Here is a 16,546-nt window from a genome sequence, read left to right as displayed (position 1 = left end):
GGTTCGAGTGGGGTCAGGCGTACTGGGCGACCAGGCTCTTGGGGCGGATGTCCGTCCAGTTCCGCTCCACGTAGGCGAGCGCGTCCGTCCGTGTGCCGGCGCCCCACACAACGTCCCAGCCTGCTGGAACGTCGGCGAAGACGGGCCACAGGGCGTGCTGCCCCTCGGCGTTGACCACGACGTGGAACGTGCCCTCGGTGTCGTCGAAAGGATTGGTCATGACAGGCTCCTCAATTTCTCGGAAAGAATACGGCCGATCAGGGCAAGCGGTTCGGGTTCGCCCATTCTGGTGTGCGGGACCCCGATGATGTGATTCTCGACGCTGCCTTCCACATAGGGAATCCAGTGCTGCGCGAGAGTGTTTTCCGTTTCCCCGTCCTCGATGGCCGCCAGGAACAGCATGTCGGTGGCGACCGGGCGCGGGGCGTACAGGTTCATGATTTCGGCGTGGTTGATGGAGGCCCCGATCACGGAGCGGATCTCCTCGTCCGAGAAGGCTCCGAGCACCGGGTCCTTCAGCCGTACCAGGCCGATCAGAGCGTCCACGTCGAACGGCGCGTCGGCCGGCTCCTCGGAAGCGTCGCCGACCAGCATGTCCCGCTTCTGCGCCGGGGTCATCCGCCGCCGCACCGGCTCGGTGGGCAGCAGGTGGACGTCCATCATCGCCAGCAGCTCGGTGCGCTCCCCGAGCTCGGCCAGACGTACGGCGAGGGCGTGGGCCACCGTGCCGCCGAAGGACCAGCCCAGGAAGCGGTACGGGCCGTGCGGCTGGACCTCCCGGATCAGCGGGAGGTAGTCCGCGACCATCTCCTCCACCGATGCGGGGGAGTGGCCCAGCTCGCTCAGCGCCCGTGCCTGGATCGCGTACAGCGGCTGGTCCGGGCCCAGGTGCTGGGCCAGGCCCGCGTACGGCCAGCCGACCCCGGTGCCGGGGTGGACGCAGAACAGCGGCGGCCGCGCCCCGCCGGTGCTCAGCGGGAGCACCACGCCCATCGGGTCGAAGTCGCTGGGCTCGTCGCCCAGCAGGCCCGCGACGGTCGGGGTGCGGAACAGGTCGCGCACCCCGCGCTCCAGCCCGAGCACGGTCCGCATCCGGCTCACCAGGCGCACCCCGAGCAGGGAATGCCCGCCCAGGCCGAAGAAGTTGTCGTCGATGCCGACCCCCTCCACGCCCAGCACCTCGGCGAACAGGCCGCACAGGATCTCCTCGCGCGGATTGCGCGGGGGCCGCCCGGAGGGGCGTACGGCGAGTGCGGGCGCCGGCAGGGCCTTGCGGTCGGGCTTGCCGTTGACGGTCAGCGGGATGGAGTCGAGCAGCACCGCCGCCGACGGCACCATGTGCTCGGGGAGTTCGCCCGCCGCCCAGCGCAACAGCCCCTCGTCCGTGAGGCCGTGGCCGGCGCGAGGCACGGCGTACGCCACGAGCCGCTTGCCGCCGGGGCCGTCCTCGAAGACGACCACCGCGACCTGCCCGACGCCGGGATGGCGGGCCAGCGTCGACTCGATCTCCCCGGGCTCGATCCGGAAGCCGCGCAGCTTGATCTGGCCGTCCGCCCGCCCCACGAAACGCAGTTCGCCTTCGGGCGTCCAGTGCACGAGGTCCCCCGTGCGGTACATCCGGCCGCCGTCGGCGCCGAACGGGTCGGCGACGAACCGCTCGGCCGTCAGCCCCGGCCGGCCCAGGTACCCACGGGCCACCTGGGTGCCGGCGATGTACATCTCGCCGGCCACCCCGATGGGGACCGGCCGCAGCCGCTCGTCGAGGACGTGGACCCGGGTGTTGTCCAGGGCCGCACCCAGGAACACGCCGGGGAGGGTGCCCCGTCCCGCCGGGATCCGCTGCTGGTGCGAGGCGAAGGTGGTCTCGGTCGGGCCGTAGGAGTGGACGAGCACGGTCTCCGGGCAGTGGTCCAGAACCCGCTGGAGCGCGCTCGGGGAGGCCACGTCACCGCCGGTCCAGACCTCGTCGAGGAGCTTGAGGGTGTCCAGGCCCTCGTCGGCCATGATGTGGAAGAGGCCCATGGTGAAGTAGGCCGCGGTCACGCCGTGGGTACGGACGGTGTGGTCGAGCTCGGCGACGTCGGTGCCGTCGCCGGGGGCGATGACCAGCTGTCCGCCGTTCAGCAGCGGGACCCACAGCTCGTAGGTCGAGGCGTCGAAGCCGATGGCCGAATGGACCAGCATCCGGCGGTGGTTGGCCCGGTTCCAGCAGCGGTCGGTGACCAGTTCCACCACGTTGCGGTGGGTGACGCCGACGCCCTTGGGCCGGCCGGTCGAGCCGGAGGTGAACATCACGTACATCAGGGCGTCCTCGCCCACGGCGATCCCCGGATCGGAGGCGTCCGCCCCGGCCGCGGCCTCCGTCCCCGCACCCGCCCCGGACCCGCTGCCTTCGGGCGACGGGGCGGCGGTCATCACCAGGACCCCGGCCGCCGCCTCCTGGAGCACGGCGGGCCGCTCGCGGTGCGACTCCTGCGTCAGGAGCACCCGCGCCGCCACGTCCTCCATCACCATGCGCACCCGGCTGTCGGGCAGCCGCGGGTCCAGCGGGACGTAGGCGGACCCGCACTTGAGTACGGCGAGCACCGCCACCAGCAGGTCCGGCGTACGGTCCATCAGGACGCCGACGGCCCCGTCGCGGGGCACCCCGGCCGCCAGCAGCCGGTGCGCGAGGGCGTTGGCGCGGGCGTCGAGGGCCGCGTAGGTCAGCGTCTCCTCCTCGTAGGAGACCGCGATCCGGTCCGGGGTGCGGCGGGCCTGGGCGGCGAACCGCTCGTGGACCAGCCCGCAGGCCTCCCGCGGGGTCGCCGTGTCGTTGTACTCGGTGACCAGGCGGAACTCCTCCTCGGCGGAGAGGAGGGCGATGTCCCCGATGCGCTGCCCGGGGTCCTCGGCGACCGCCCGCAGCGTGCGGGCCAGGTGCGCGGCCAGCTGGGCCGCCGTCCCCTCGTCGTAGAGGTCCGTCGCGTACTCCAGTACGCCCTCCAGCCCGTCCGGGGCGCCGTCCGCCGTGCGCGTCTCGCGCAGCGACACGGTCAGGTCGAACTTGGTGAACCCGGAGGCCGTCCCCAGCGGGGTCCCGGACAGCGCCGCGTCCGCCGGGGCCGCCGGTTCCGCGGGATGGACCTGCACCACCACCTGCACCAGGGGGTGGTGGGCGGTGGAGCGTGCCGGGTTGAGCTGCTCCACCACCAGGTCGAAGGGGAGGTCCTGGTGGGCGTACGCGGCGAGGTCGGTGTCCTTGACCCGCTCCAGGAGGTCCGCGAACCGGGGGTCGCCGGAGGTGTCGCAGCGCAGCACCAGCGTGTTGACGAAGAAGCCGACCAGGTCGTTCAGCGCCTCGTCGTCACGCCCCGCCACGACCGTGCCCAGCGGCAGGTCGGTGCCGGCGCCGTGCCGGGTCAGCGTCGCCGCCAGGGCCGCCTGGACCACCATGAACACGGAGGCCCCGTGGTCCAGGGCGAGGCGCTCCAGCCGGGCGTGCACATCGGCGTCCAGGGCGAGCGGGGTCGCCGCGCCCCGGTGCGTGGCCTCCGCGGGCCGGGTGCGGGCCGCCGTCAGCTCCAGGACCGGGGGCGCGCCGGCCAGGGCCTGCTTCCAGTGGGCGACGTGTCCGGCCGCGGACCCGCCGTCGAGGGCCGCCCGCTCCCACAGGGTGTAGTCCGTGTACTGCACGGGGAGCGGCTGCCAGCCGGGGGCCCGCCCGTCCTGCCGGGCCCCGTAGGCGGCGGCCAGGTCGGCCAGCAGGGGGCCGGTCGACCAGCCGTCGGCGGCGATGTGGTGGACGAGCAGCACCAGCACCTGTCCGCTTCCGTCGCCGCCGCTGTCACCGTGCTCGTCCCCGTGTCCCTCGCCGTCTCCGTGCGCGCGTCCGTCCGCGGGGTCGATCAGCGTGGCGCGGAAGGGGAGTTCGGCCGCCAGGTCGAAGACGTGCCCGGCCGCCGCGTCGATCGCCGCCTCCAGTCCGCCGGCCGGCGCCGTGATCCGTTCCAGCACCGGCCGCGCCGACTCACGTACGCGCTGGTACGGCTGCCCGTCCACCGCCGGGTACACGGTCCGCAGCACCTCGTGCCGCCCGGCCACGTCGGCGAGGGCCTCGGCCAGCACGGCCGGGTCCAGCGGCCGGTCCAGGCGCAGGGCGAACGGGATGGTGTAGGAGCGGCTCGGGCCCTCCAACTGGTCGACGAACCACAGCCGGCGCTGCGCGTACGACAGCGGTACCCGCTCCGGCCGGTCGGCCTCCGCCACCGGGACCAGCGGCGCCCGTCCGGTGCCCGCACCGTCCCGGGTGAGGCGCAGCGCCAGCCCGGCCGGGGTCGGTGCGAGGAACAGGTCGCGGATCCGGGCCTCCAGGCCGAGCACGGCGCGGATCCGGTTCACCAGCCGCACGCCCATCATGGAATGGCCGCCGATCGAGAAGAAGTTGTCGTCCGGGGCCACCCGGTCGATGCCGATGACCTCGGCGAACAGCGAGCAGAGCACCCCTTCGGCGGCCGGGCCGCCGGCGGGCGCGGCCTGCGCCGCGCGCACCGCCTCGGCCTCCGCCTGCGCCGCACGGGCGAGGGCCACGCGGGTCCGGCGCCCGTCGAGGCCCCGCAGCTCCGCCTCATCGAGCAGCGGGCTCGCGGAGGGCGGCCCGCCGGGGTCCGCCGCCGCCCGGGTCAGGGCCCGTACGAACACGTCCAGCAGCAGCCGCGCCGTCTCCTCGTCGAAGAGGTCCGCCGCGTACTGCCACCACACCTCCAGAGTGCCGTCCGGTGCGGCGACGCAGGCGGCGCTGAGGTCGAACTTGGCTGCCTCCAGGCCCGGTTCCACGAACCGGCCGGTGAGTGCGCCGGCCGGCTCCGAGGTCTGAGCGTCCTGCTGCTGGGCCGTCAGCATCACCTGGAAGAACGGATTGACGGCGAGCGAGCGGTCCGGGGCGAGGTGTTCCACCAGCAGGTCGAAGGGCAGTTCCTGGTGGGCGTAGGCGGCCAGGTCGGCGTCCCGGGCACGGTCCACGAGCTCCGCGTACGGGACGTCGCCCGACACGTCGGTGCGCAGCACCAGGGTGTTCACGAAGAAACCCACGAGGCCGTCGAGCGCCTCGTCGCCGCGGCCCGCGACCGGGGTTCCGATCGGGACGTCCGTTCCCGCGCCGACGGCGGCCAGTGCCTGGGCCAGGGCCGGCTGGAGGACCATCAGGAGGCTGGCGCCCCGTTCCTCGCCGAGCGCGGCGAGCCGCCGGAACGAGTCGGCGTCCAGCCGCGCGGTGAGTCCGCCGCCCCGCCCGGTGGGCTCGGCGGGCCGCGGCCGGTCGGCGGGCAGGTCCAGTACGGTCGGCATCCCGTCCAGGGCGGCCCGCCAGTGGTCCAGCAGTGCGGCCGGATCCTCCAGGAGCTCGTGCTGCCACAGGGTGTAGTCGGCGTACTGCACCGGCAGCGGCTCCCAGCCGGGTGCGTCGCCGGCCAGCCGGGCCGCGTACGCCTCGCCGAGGTCGTGCAGCAGGGGGCCCACCGACCAGCCGTCGGTGGCGATGTGGTGGGTCAGCAGGGCGAGGGTGGCCACCCCGTCGCCCGTGATGAACAGCCGGACGCGGATGGGGAGTTCACAGGAGAGGTCGAAGGTCCCGGCGGTGAACCGTGCGACCAGTGCGTCGAGTTCGCCCGGCGCGCACTCCGTCACCGCGAGCGGGACCGGAAGCGGTTCCAGGACGTGCTGGTACGGCTCGGAGTCGACGGCCGGGTACACCGTGCGCAGCACCTCGTGGCGCTCCACGACGTCGGCGAGGGCCGCGGTCAGCGCGTCCCGGTCTGGGACGGCGTCCAGCCGCAGCACCAGCGGGAGGTTGTAGGTCGTGGAGGGGCCCTCCAGCCCGGCCAGGAACCACAGCCGGCGCTGCGCGAAGGACAGCGGGATCCGGTCCTCGGAGGGCAGGACCGTCCCGTCGAACACCGACGCGACGGCAGCCCGGTCCCCGGAGGGCGCGGCACGCAGCAGCTTGCGGTCGATCTTGCCGGAGGAGGTGCGGGGCAGGGCCTCCACCAGCGTGATGACCGACGGCACGGCGGCGGCGGGCAGGTGGGCCCGTGCCCGGGCGCGCAGTGCGTCGGCGTCCACCTCCGGATCCGCGACGACGAAGGCGGCCAGCCGCTTCACTCCGTCCGCGGTCTCCTGCGGCACGACGGCGGCCTCGCGGACCCCCGGGTGGGCGGTGAGCACCGACTCGACGGACGCCGGGTCCACCCGGTGACCGTTGATCTTGACCTCGTCGTCGGCGCGCCCCCGGAAGCCGAGCTGTCCGTCCTGACGGACGAACACCACGTCACCGGTCCGGTACGCGCGCTCGGCGCCCAGCGCCGCGAAGCGCCGTTCGGTCAGCTCCGGCCGGCCGAGATAGCCGAGGGCCAGACCTCCGCCGAGCAGCCACAGCTCGCCGTCCACGACGGCCGCGCGCACGCCCGGCAGCGGCTCCCCGATCGGCACCGGACCGCCCGGGTGCCGGGAGAGGTCGGCGACGGTGGCGACGACGGTGGCCTCGGTCGGGCCGTACGTGTTCAGCAGCCGCACCCGGTCCGGGTCCACGGCCCGGCACCACTGGGCCACCCGCTCGGGCAGGGCTGCCTCCCCGCCGATGACCACCGTGCGGACGGTGGAGGGGAGTTCGGCGATCCCGGCGGCGAGGGCGTGGGCCAGCTCGTGCCAATAGGCCGTGGGGAGGTCCAGTACGGTCACGCCGTGCGCGGCGCACCCGGCCAGCAGCCCGGGTACGTCCAGCATCTCCTCGTCGCGCAGGACGAGGGTGGCGCCGGCGCCCAGGGTCAGGAACACCTCCTCGACGCTCGCGTCGAAGTGCAGCGGCGCGAACTGCAGGACCCGGTCCTCGGCGGTGATGCCGTAGCGGACGGTGGCCCCGGCCGTGAAGTGGGCCAGGGCGTCCTGCCCGACCACCACCCCGTTGGGGGTTCCGGTCGAGCCGGAGGTGTAGATCACGTACGCGGCGTCCTGCGGGACACCGGGACCGGGCAGGACGGACTCGCCCTCCGCCGGGCGGACGTCCTGCCCGGCGCAGTCCGCCAGGATGGCGGCCGTACGGGCGGCCGGTGCGGCGGGGTCCAGCGGCAGGTAGGCGGCGCCGGTCCGCAGGGCGGCCAGCAGCCCCACGACCGCGTCGATCCCGCGCGGCCGGTGCACGGCCACCAGCCGGCCGGGCCCGGCGCCCTCGGCGGCGAGCTCCTCGGCGCGGAACGCCACGGCGAGGGCGAGCTGCCCGTACGTCATCCGGCGCTCGCCGTGCACCAGGGCGAGCCGCTCGGCGCCGTCGGCGACCCGGGCGTCGATCCGGTCGAGCACACGGGGCGCCGGGGTGATCGCCGGTCCGCCGTCCAGGACGGCGGAGGCGGTGGGGGCGGTCGAGGGCATCGCGGAGCCTCCAGGCGGGGGATGGGATGCGGAGCGGAGTCCGTGCCCCCACGCTAGGCACCGCGCCCCGCCCCGCCGGGCAGTCCCCGCGGCAGCTCCGGGCTCGCTCTACTGCCGCCCCGAACTGCCGGTCACCCGGGGTCCGGCCGGTCGCCCGGAGCGCACGTCCCCGACGAGCCCTGCTCTGTACGTGGCAACTCGGTTGCGAGGGGCCCGGTCACCTGGGCGACGATGCCTGCGTGAGCCAAGAGCCGGATGAGGTACGCGTGACGAATGAGGTCCGCATGAGGGATGAGGACCGCATGACGGATGAGGTCCGCGAAGCGATCGCGGGCGAGCTGCGTCTGATGGACCCCGGGGTGCGGGCATCACGCCCGCTTGCCCGACAGCTGCTGGACCCGGAGTTCGTGGAGGTCGGGGCGTCGGGGCGGCGGTGGACGTATGACGAGATGCTCGCCGCGCTGCCCGAGCTGGACGGTGCGGAAGAAGGGCGTCCGCGCCACGAGCCCGCCGACTTCACCGGAGTCCTTCTGGCACCCGGGCTGGTGCACCTCACCTACGAGACGACCCTGGACGGAAACCGGGCACGGCGCAGTTCGCTCTGGCGCAGGCAGGGCGCCGCCACCACGTGGCGGATGTACTACCACCAGGCCACACCCGTCCCGCCCGCCGACGGGTGACCGCCACGGAGAGGCCCTCCCCGGCAGGCTGTCGGGGAGGGCCTCACGTGCGGATTCCGGGGAGGGGAAAGGGTGTTGTGCCGCGTCGCCGCTACGGCTGGCGCACCCGGGAGCCCGCACGGGTGCGGCGGCGCAGGGCCGGCGGCGGGGTCGGCGGGACCGGGGGCGCCGACGCCAGCAGCGCCGCCAGCCGGGCGGGCGTCGGGTTCCGGAACACCTCGCGCAGGGTCAGCTCCCGGCCCAGCTCCGCCTTGATCCGGTTGACGAGCCGCACCGCCAGCAGGGAATGCCCGCCGGACTTGAAGAAGTTGTCGTCCGGGCCGAGCTGTCCACGCTCCAGCACCTCCGCGAACAGCCGCAGCAGTGCCGGAGCCAGCCGGTCGTCGCCGCGCCGGTCGTCGCCGTCCGCAGCGGGCGTCCGGCCCGAAGCGTGCGCCGCGGAGCCGGCTGGAGCCTGCGCCGTGGCCTCGCCCGCCGCCTGCGCCGTGGACCCCGCAGTGGACCCCGCCGCGGGTCGCGCCGGTCCCCGCGCCGCTTCCTGGTCCGGTGCCGCCCCCGCGAGGAGGCGCACCGCCGAGGGGATCGCGTATTCCGGCAGCCGCTCCGCCGCCCACTCCTGCAGGGCCGCCTCCGTCAGGGGGCCGGCCGGGCCCTCACGGTCCAGTACCTCCGCGACCAGCCGGTCCTCGAGCACGCGGACCCGCGCCCCGGCCACCGCCGGGTGCGCCGCGAGCACCGCCGCGACGTGCTCCACATCGATCCGGTAGCCGCCGGCCACCGGCCGGGCACCCCGCCGGTCGGCCGGCGCCGGCAGGTCGCCGACCCGGCGGCCCGGCTCGGCGCCGAACAGCTCCAGCGCCGCCACGAGCAGCCCGGCCAGGCGCTCGGCGCCCTCCTCCCCGTACAGGTCGGTGGCGTACTCCAGCACGCCCGACAGGCCGCCGTCGGGGCGTTCCGTCAGGGCGAACGTCAGGTCGGACTTCGCGGTCGCCGAGCCGTACGGCAGCTCCACTCCCGCCAGCGGGCCCCCGGCGGCGGCGTCCGCGCCCCCGTCCGCCCGGTTGACCTGGAGCATCACCTGCACCAGCGGGTGGTGGGCCGCGGACCGGTGCGGGTTCAGGTGCTCCACCAGCAGGTCGAAGGGGAGGTCCTGGTGCGCGTACGCGGCCAGGCCCGCCTCCCGGACCCGGCCGAGGAGCTCCTCGAACGTCGGGTCGCCGCCCGTGTCGGTGCGCAGGACCAGGGTGTTCACGAAGAAGCCGACCAGACCCGACAGGGCGTCGTCGCCGCGCCCGGCCACCGTCGTGCCGAGCGCGAGGTCCGTGCCCGCGCCGAGCCGGGTCAGGGCCGCGGCGAGCGCCGCCTGCACCACCATGAAGAGCGTGGCGCCCTGGGCGTGGGCGAGGCGGGTCAGGCGGGCGTGGGTGTCGGCGGACACCGCGAAAGCGGTCAGCGCCCCGCGCCCGGAGGGCTCGGCCGGCCGGTGCCGGTCGGCCGGCAGATCGATCAGCGGGGGCAGACCGGTCAAGGTCCGCTGCCAGAAGTCCAGTTCGGGCCGGGCTTCGGCCAGCAGCTCCCGCTGCCACAGGGTGTAGTCGGCGTACTGCACCGGCAGCGGCTGTGCTCCGGGAGCCCGCCCGGCCAGCCGTGCCTCGTACGCCGCGGCCAGATCCGCGAGCAGCGGCCCCGTGGACCAGCCGTCGGCCGCGATGTGGTGCAGCAGCAGGACCAGGGTCTGCGGGCCCTCCCCGTCCGGCAGGAACAGCCAGGCCCGCAGAGGCAGATCGCGGGTCAGGTCGAAGACGTGCGCCGCCGCCTCGTCCACGGCGGCCGAGACGTCCTGCGGTCGCGCCAGTTCCAACTGGGGCCGGGCCCGCTCCAGCACCCGCTGGTACGGTTCGCCGCCCTCGGCCCCGTACACCGTGCGCAGCACCTCGTGCCGGGCCGCCACGTCGGCCAGGGCGTCGGCGAGCGCCGCCGGGTCCAGCGGCCGGTCCAGCCTGCGCACCAGGGCGATGTTGTAGGCGGGGGACGGCCCCTCCAGCTGGTCGGTGAACCACAGCCGGCGCTGCGCGTACGACAGCGGAAGCCGCTCGGGCCGCCGCTCTGCGGGCGCCAGGGCCGGCCGGGACCCCGCCGGGCCCGCCGCGGCCAGCCGCCGGTGCAGGGCCGTGGCCGACGGGGCCAGAAACAGGTCCCGGATGCCCGCCTCCACCCCGAGCACCGCCCGGATCCGGTTGACGAGCTTGCTGGCCAGCAGCGAATGCCCGCCCGACTTGAAGAAGTTGGCTTCGGCGCCGATCTCCTCGCGGCCCAGCACCTCGGCGAACAGCCCGCAGAGGATCTCCTCACGGGGCGAGAGCGCCACGGGTGCGGCCACCGCGGGCCCCTGCGCCGCCAGGGCGGCCGCGGCGAGGCGCTCGCGGCGCCGGACGAGGCCCGCCCCCTCCTCGGCCGTCACCAGTTCCAGCGCGCCCAGCCGGGTCTCCGCGGACGCCGCGAACGCGCGCAGCGCCCGTACGTACACCTCCAGCAGCAGCCGCGCCGTCTCCCCGTCGAAGAGGTCCTCGGCGTACTGCACGTGCACGTCCAGTCCGTCCGGTGAGCCGTCCGCGCCCCGCCGGGCGGCGCAGTGGAAGGAAAGGTCGAACTTCGCGGCGCCGAGGTCGGTGCTCGTCGCCCGTCCCCGGACGCCGCCGAGCCGCACCGTGTCGTCAGCGGCCTCCTGCACCGTCAGCATCACCTGGAAGAAGGGGTGTTCGCCCAGTGCCCGCCCCGGTTCGGCCAGCTGTTCCACCAGTACGTCGAAGGGCAGGTCCTGGTGGTCGAAGGCGGCCAGGTCGGTGTCGCGCACCCGCTCGACGAACGCCCCGACCGCCGGGTCCCCGGACAGATCGGTGCGCAGCACCAGGGAGTTGACGAAGCAGCCCACCAGGTCGTGCAGGTCCTGGTCGGGCCGGCCCGCCACCGGGGTGCCGATCGCCAGGTCCTCCCCGGCCCCGGCCGCCGACAGCGCCGCCGCCAGTGCGGCGCGGGCCACCATGAACAGGCTGGCCCGGCGCCCGCGTGCCAGGGAGAGCAGCGCCCGGTGCGCCGCGGGGTCCAGCTCCGCCGAGACCGTCACCGCGCGCCCCGAGGGCTCGGCCGGGCGGGGCCGGTCCACGGGCAGGACGGTCCGGGCCGGCATGCCGTCCAGCGCCGCTTTCCAGAAGCCGAGCAGCCCCGCCGGATCCGCCAGCAGCTCGCGCTGCCAGAGGGCGTAGTCGGCGTACTGCACCGGCAGCGCCCGCCACGCGGGGGGCCGGCCCGAGCGCCGCGCCTCGTACGCCTCGCCCAAGTCCCGCAGCAGGGGGGCGATCGACCACCCGTCGGTCGCGATGTGGTGCACCAGCAGCACCAGTACCGAGGTGCCGTCCCCCGGCAGGAACAGCCGGGCCCGCAGCGGCGGCCGCAGCGCGAGGTCGAAGGGCTCGCGGCCGAAGCCGGCGACGAGCCCCTCCAGCGCCTCCGGGGCGCACCGCGTCACCTCCAGGCGGGTTGACCCCGTCGCCCCCGTCCCGTCCGTGTCCATCACCCGCTGGTACGGTTCGCCGCCCTCGGAGCCGTACACGGTGCGCAGCACCTCGTGCCGTCCCACCACGTCACCCAGCGCGGCCGCGAGAGCCGCCCGGTCCGGGACCTCCGCCAGACGCAGCACCAGCGGCGCGTTGTAGGTCGCGCAGGGCCCTTCGATCCGGTCCAGCAGCCACAGCGCCCGCTGCGCCGCAGACAGCGGGAGCCGCTGCGGCCGGCCGGCCGCAGCCGTCAGGGACGGCCTGCTCGTGGCCGCGCCGCCCAGTTCGGCGAGGCGGCGGTGCAGCGCGGTCGGGGTCGGAGCCAGGAACAGGTCGCGGATGCCGAGCTCCAGGCCGAGCGCGCCCCTGATCCGGTTGACCAGCTTGCTCGCCAGCAGCGAATGCCCGCCCGATTTGAAGAAGTTGGCGTCGGGGTCCTGCGCCTCGCGGCCCAGCACCTCCGCGAACAGTCCGCACAGGATCTCCTCGCGGGGCGACAGGACGTCGCGGCGCACCGGCCCGGCCGGAGCCGGAGCGGCCGCGTCCGGGACGGCCGCCGCGTGCCGGGCGGCCAGCACCCGCGACTCCCCGGCCGTCACCAGGTCCAGCTCGCCCAGGAGCCGGTCCGGGTCCGGCGCCGAGGCGGCGAACGCGCCGAGGGCCCGCACGTACACCTCGAGCAGCAGCCGCGCCGTGTCCTCGTCGAAGAGGTCGGCCGCGTACTGGAGGGCGACGTCGATCCCGTCGGGGGCCCCGTCCGCCGTGTGCCGTTCCGCGCAGTACCAGGTGAGGTCGAACTTGGCCGCGTCCAGGCCGACGTCCTCCAGCCGGCCGCGGATCCCGCCGGCCAGCTCCACCGGCGCGGACGAACCGGTGCCCGCGTCCACCGTCAGCATCACCTGGAAGAACGGGTGGTGTCCCAGGGCCCGTTCCGGTGCGAGCCGCTCCACCAGCAGGTCGAAGGGCAGCTCCTGGTGCTCGTAGGCCGCCAGGTCGGCGTCCCGCACCCGGCCCAGCAGCTCGCCGACCGACGGGTCGCCCGACAGGTCCGTGCGCAGGGCAAGGGAGTTGACGAAGAAGCCGACCAGGTCGTACAGGTCCTCGTCGGGGCGGCCCGCGACGGGTGCCCCGATCACGACGTCCTCGCCCGCCCCGGTGGCCGAGAGCGCCGCCGCCAGCGCGGCGCGCGCGGCCATCGTCAGGCTCGCCCGGTGGCCGCGGGCCAGGGCGAGCAGCCCGCGGTGGCCCGCCGCGTCCAGCCCGGAGGTCACGGTGGCTCCCCGGCCCGACGGTTCCGCCGGGCGCGGCCGGTCGGTGGGCAGGGCGATGACCTGCGGGGCACCGGCCAGGACCTCCCGCCAGTGCGCCACCTGCTCGTGGGCGAGGCCGTCCGGGTCGGTGGGGTCGCCGAGCAGCTCGTGCTGCCACTGGCTGTAGTCCGTGTACTGGACCGGCAGCGGCTCCCGGTCCGGTGTCCGGCCCGCGAGGCGGGCCCCGTACGCCTCGGACAGGTCGCGCAGCAGGGGGCGTACGGACCACCCGTCGGTGGCCACGTGGTGGATGAGCAGGACGAGTACCGAGGTCCCGTCGCCCGGGAGCAACAGCCGGGCGCGCAGCGGCGGTTCGGTGGTGATGTCGATCGCCTGCCGGGTGAACGCGGCGACGGCGGCGTCCAGGCCGCCGGGGGTGCAGTCCGCGGTGGTGAGCCCCGGTACGGCGGCCGTCTCCAGCACCCGCTGGAACGGCTGCGCGTCGGCCCCGGCCGGCAGCACGGTCCGCAACACCTCGTGCCGCTCCACCACGTCGGCCAGCGCCGCGCCGAGGGCCGCGGTGTCGGGCACCGCGTCCAGGCGGACGACCACGGGGGCGTTGTAGGTGGCGGACGGTCCGTGCAGCCGGCCCAGGAACCACAGCCGGCGCTGGGCGAACGACAACGGGATCTCGGTCATGTCCTGACTGTCCTAACTGTCCTGGCGCGCGGCGCTCGTGCCGGCGGCCGCGTCGGCGGTCGCCGCGACGAGCGTGTCGAGGTGGGAGGCGAGGTCCCGCAGGCGGGGGTTGGCGTAGACCGCCTTCACCGGCAGGGCGACGCCCAGCTCGGCCCGCACCCGGGACACCAGTTTGATCGCGAGGAGCGAATGCCCTCCCAGCTTGAAGAAGTTGTCGTCGGGTCCGATGCGGGAGGCGCCGAGCACCGCCGCCCAGACGCCCGCGATCAGTTCCTGCGAGCGGGTCAGGCCCTCGGCGGCCGGGGCCTGCTCCGGGGAGGAGGCGGCCGGGGCGGGCAGAGCGGACCGGTCCAGCTTGCCGTTCGTGGTGGTGGGGAAGCGGTCCAGGGCGACGAAGGCCGCCGGGAGCATGTAGGCGGGCAGCTCCGCCCCCAGGCGCTCGCGCAGTGCTCCCTCGGTGACCTCGGTCCCGTCTGACGCGGTGCGGTAGTACGCCACCAGCCCGGGCGCCCCGTGCACCTCGTCGAGGAGCAGGACGGCCGCCTCCGCGACCCCGTCGACCGCGGTCAGCGCGGCCTCGATCTCCGGGAGTTCGATGCGGTGCCCGCGCAGCTTGACCTGTCCGTCGGCCCGGCCCAGATAGCCGAGCCGCCCGTCGGGCAGCAGCCGCACCAGGTCGCCGGTGCGGTACATCCGCCCGCCGTACGCGGCGTCCCCGCCGGAGTCGGCGGTGAACCGCTCCGCCGTCAGGGCGGGCCGCCGCCGGTAGCCCCGGCCCACGCGGGGGCCCGCCAGGTACAGCTCCCCGCTGCCGCCCTCGGCGACCGGGTTCAGCTTCTCGTCGAGGACCCGCATGCGCAGTCCGGGCAGCACGCTGCCGATGTGCGGCTCGTCGGCGCCGTCGATCCAGCCCGCCGTGGAGTCCACCGTGCATTCGGTGGGCCCGTACAGGTTCACCGTGCGCAGGACGCCCTGCGCCCCCTTCTCCGCGAGGCGCCGCCACAGCTCCGGGCCGACCGCCTCGCCTCCGATGAGGAGCGTCAGCGGGCGGGGCCCGCCGTCCGCGCTCAGCAGGTCCAGCAGCGGCTCGGCGTGCGAGGGGGTGATGTCCAGGTCGGTCAGGGCCTGTTCGTCGACGAATCGGGCCAGCAGCGCCGGGTCGGCGCGGGTCTCCTCGTCGATCATGACCAGGGTGTCGCCGCGGCAGACGCGCACCCACTGCTGCACGGAGGCGTCGAAGGAAGGGGAGGCGTTCCAGCCGACCCGGCCGCCGTCGGTGGCCGCGATCTGCGCGCCCTCCAGCTCGGCGAGCAGCGCGGAGGCGGCGGCCCGGCCGATCTCCACCCCCTTGGGGCGGCCGGTCGAGCCGGAGGTGTAGATCACGTAGGCGAGGGTGTCGGCGGACACGGCAACCGGGGCGTAGGCGGGATCGGACGTCCCGTCCGGCGCGGTCAGTTCGGCGAGGGACAGGTGCTCGGTACCGGCGCCGAGCGGCGCGCCGAGCAATTCGGGGTCCCGGCCGGCCGTCACGACGAGGTCGGCGCCGGAGTCCTCGATCAGGTAGCGGCGCCGGTCGGCGGGCAGTTTCGGGTCGACCGGAAGGTAGGCGGCGCCCGCGGTCAGGGTGCCGATCAGCGCGGCCACGAGGCCGGCGCCGCGCGGCAGGGCGAGGGCGACCACGCTCTCGGGGCCGATGCCGCGGGCCGCGAGGCGGGAGGCGATCCGCATGGCCTCGGAGCGCAGTGCGCCGAAGGTCAGCTCGCGGTCCGCCGCGACGACGGCGGTTCGCGCCGCGGGGACCAGCGCGAGCCGGTCCAGCAGGTCGGCCACGGCGCGCGGGGCGTCGCCCGGGAGGGACTCGGAGGTACGGGAACGCTCGGGAAGCACGGCGGTCATGGTGGTCACTCCCCGGCGAAGACGGTGGTGGACGGCTGGGTGGCGGGGGCGCAGTCGGCCAGGGCGACCGGCTCTCCCATGGCGACCAGGATCTTGCGGTCGCCCTTGTAGGCCTCGCGGCCGTGGGCGCACAGGATGTTGTCGACGAGCATCAGGTCCCCCTGCTGCCAGGTCTCGCGGACCGTGACCCGGTCGTACACGTCGTTGATCGCGTCGACCTCGGCGTCGGTCAGGCGGGTCCCGTCGCCCAGGTAGGTGTTGAAGGGGAGGCCGTCCTCGCCGTACGTCTCCACGAGCACTTCGCGGACGTCGGGGTCCAGGGTGCGGCTGTTCCAGAAGGCGAAGTGGTTGAACCAGGTCTGCTCGCCGGTGGCGGGGTGGGTGACGATCGCCGACCGGCGCTGCCGGGTGATCATGGAGTCGTCCTCCTCGACCCACTCGTAGCCCACCGTGTTCTCCTCGCAGTAGGCTTCCGCGACGGCCTTGTCCTCGGTCGCGAACGTCTTGTACCAGGGCAGGCCCGCGAGCTCCGAGTAGTTGCGCACGAGCAGCCAGCCGGCCCGGGCGAACCGCTCCACGAGCTCCGGCGGCAGCAGGCGCAGCGCCTCCCGCATGTCTCCGACCGTGGTGGCGCCGCCCTCCTCGGGGGCGATCACGCAGCCGAACAGCAGCACGCCGGGGAAGTCGAGGGTGTAGCTGTTCTCGTTGTGGAGCCGGATCGGCTGGACGGCGGGCAGGTCGGTGGAGGAGAAGACGCCCTCGCCGAAGTCGGTGCGCGGGGTCGCCTTCTCCTTGTATCCGGCGCGCTCCTGGATCAGAGCGTCGCGGGCGGCGGCGAAGCTCGCCGCGTCCGAGACGGGCAGCCCGCGCAGCAGGACGGCGCCCGAGCGGTGCAACTCGGCCTGGATGTCGCCGCGGTGGGCGTTCAGCCAGGCGACTGCCGTCTCCAGGTCGGCGCCGGCCGGGGTCTGGACGACGACGGGCTTGCCGGCCTCGCGGATCGGGCGGATCCCGGTCTCGGCGGGGGCGTCTGCGAACGTGGTCATGGAAGGTCCTTAAGAGGGTG

At 75.0% G+C, this 16,546-nt stretch carries 6 protein-coding genes; 1 reads left to right on the top strand and 5 read right to left on the bottom strand.

All coding sequences use genetic code 11. The annotated features are described in order from the left end of the window. Positions 1 to 13 precede the first annotated feature (13 nt). Positions 14 to 220 carry an MbtH family protein gene (locus tag ACFYM0_RS10795; protein WP_388499101.1) on the bottom strand — a complete coding sequence of 69 codons (207 nt, stop codon included), beginning with the start codon at positions 218 to 220 and terminating at the stop codon, positions 14 to 16. Beyond that, positions 217 to 7,401 (bottom strand): amino acid adenylation domain-containing protein, encoded by a 7,185-nt coding sequence (locus ACFYM0_RS10790; RefSeq protein ID WP_388499098.1) that lies wholly within the window; start codon positions 7,399 to 7,401, stop codon positions 217 to 219. The genes ACFYM0_RS10795 and ACFYM0_RS10790 overlap by 4 nt, the downstream gene beginning before the upstream one ends. A gap of 302 nt (positions 7,402 to 7,703) precedes the next feature. Between ACFYM0_RS10790 and ACFYM0_RS10785 the strand changes: the two genes are divergently transcribed. Next, positions 7,704 to 8,081, top strand: coding sequence for a DUF4440 domain-containing protein (locus ACFYM0_RS10785; RefSeq protein ID WP_388499095.1), 378 nt, complete (start codon positions 7,704 to 7,706; stop codon positions 8,079 to 8,081). 91 nt (positions 8,082 to 8,172) lie between these two features. Here the strand turns inward: ACFYM0_RS10785 and ACFYM0_RS10780 are convergent, their stop codons facing one another. Genes ACFYM0_RS10780 through ACFYM0_RS10770 form a run of 3 tightly spaced genes read right to left on the bottom strand, consistent with a single transcriptional unit; the run spans position 8,173 to position 16,526 of the window. Further along, a complete protein-coding gene (locus ACFYM0_RS10780) occupies positions 8,173 to 13,584 on the bottom strand; it encodes a condensation domain-containing protein (RefSeq protein ID WP_388499092.1) in 5,412 nt (1,803 codons plus the stop codon). 12 nt (positions 13,585 to 13,596) lie between these two features. Further along, positions 13,597 to 15,480: an amino acid adenylation domain-containing protein gene (locus ACFYM0_RS10775; RefSeq protein ID WP_388499089.1), complete on the bottom strand. Its 1,884-nt coding sequence runs from the start codon at positions 15,478 to 15,480 to the stop codon at positions 13,597 to 13,599. Positions 15,481 to 15,485: 5 nt separating this feature from the next. Further along, on the bottom strand, positions 15,486 to 16,526 hold the full coding sequence (locus tag ACFYM0_RS10770; RefSeq protein ID WP_388499086.1) for a TauD/TfdA family dioxygenase: 1,041 nt from the start codon (positions 16,524 to 16,526) through the stop codon (positions 15,486 to 15,488). Positions 16,527 to 16,546: the final 20 nt, after the last annotated feature.

It is taken from the genome of Streptomyces sp. NPDC006487 (genome assembly GCF_042870555.1).
GTDB lineage: Bacteria > Actinomycetota > Actinomycetes > Streptomycetales > Streptomycetaceae > Streptomyces.
This window is presented reverse-complemented; position numbering and strand designations above follow the sequence as displayed.

Bases quoted from the DNA above. Each gene is read 5' to 3' on its own strand.
- ACFYM0_RS10795 (WP_388499101.1), bottom strand. From the start codon at position 220: ATGACCAATCCTTTCGACGACACCGAGGGCACGTTCCACGTCGTGGTC.
- ACFYM0_RS10790 (WP_388499098.1), bottom strand. From the start codon at position 7,401: ATGCCCTCGACCGCCCCCACCGCCTCCGCCGTCCTGGACGGCGGACCG.
- ACFYM0_RS10785 (WP_388499095.1), top strand. From the start codon at position 7,704: ATGACGGATGAGGTCCGCGAAGCGATCGCGGGCGAGCTGCGTCTGATG.
- ACFYM0_RS10780 (WP_388499092.1), bottom strand. From the start codon at position 13,584: ATGACCGAGATCCCGTTGTCGTTCGCCCAGCGCCGGCTGTGGTTCCTG.
- ACFYM0_RS10775 (WP_388499089.1), bottom strand. From the start codon at position 15,480: ATGACCGCCGTGCTTCCCGAGCGTTCCCGTACCTCCGAGTCCCTCCCG.
- ACFYM0_RS10770 (WP_388499086.1), bottom strand. From the start codon at position 16,526: ATGACCACGTTCGCAGACGCCCCCGCCGAGACCGGGATCCGCCCGATC.